This is a genomic window from Aeromonas sp. 604176, from assembly GCF_049170755.1.
GTDB classification, from domain to species: Bacteria; Pseudomonadota; Gammaproteobacteria; order Enterobacterales; family Aeromonadaceae; genus Aeromonas; species Aeromonas veronii_A.
Genome location: NZ_JAAKNE010000307.1, coordinates 1 through 659 on the forward strand (window position 1 = coordinate 1; position 659 = coordinate 659).

Genomic DNA, 659 nt, shown 5'->3' on the forward strand with positions numbered 1-659 from the left:
TCGAAGGCGGCGCGGCCGATGATGGCGTGGCCGATGTTGAGCTCATAGAGCTCGGGGATGGCGGCGATGGCCTTGACGTTGTGGTAGTGCAGGCCGTGACCGGCATTGACCTTCAAGCCCTTGCCAGCGGCATAGGAGGCGCCGGCGGCGATACGCTTGAACTCGGCGTTGCGCTCAGCATCGGTGGTGGCATCGGCGTAACGGCCGGTATGGATCTCGATAAAGGGGGCGCCACTCTCGGCAGCCGCATCGATCTGGATGGGATCGGCGTCGATAAAGAGGGATACCTGGGCACCCACAGCAGAGAGGCGGGCAACTGCGTCAGTCACCTTGTCCAGCTGACCGGCCACGTCCAGACCGCCCTCGGTGGTCACTTCGGTGCGCTTCTCCGGCACCAGACAGACGAAGTGGGGCTTGATGCGGCAGGCGATGCCGATCATCTCTTCGGTCACCGCCATCTCCAGGTTCATTCTGGTCTGGATAGTCTGGCGCAGGATCTCCACATCGCGGTCGGTGATGTGGCGGCGATCTTCACGCAGATGCACGGTAATGCCATCGGCCCCGGCCTGCTCGGCCACGAAGGCGGCCTGTACCGGATCCGGATACTGGGTGCCACGGGCGTTGCGCAGGGTGGCGATATGGTCGATGTTCACACCCAG

At 63.7% G+C, this 659-nt stretch carries 1 protein-coding gene; it reads right to left on the reverse strand.

Annotation, left to right across the window (positions count from 1 at the left end; all coding sequences use genetic code 11):
• Positions 1–659: pyridoxine 5'-phosphate synthase (gene pdxJ / locus G5358_RS21520; protein ID WP_421324933.1), on the reverse strand; the 659-nt coding region annotated here is incomplete at both ends.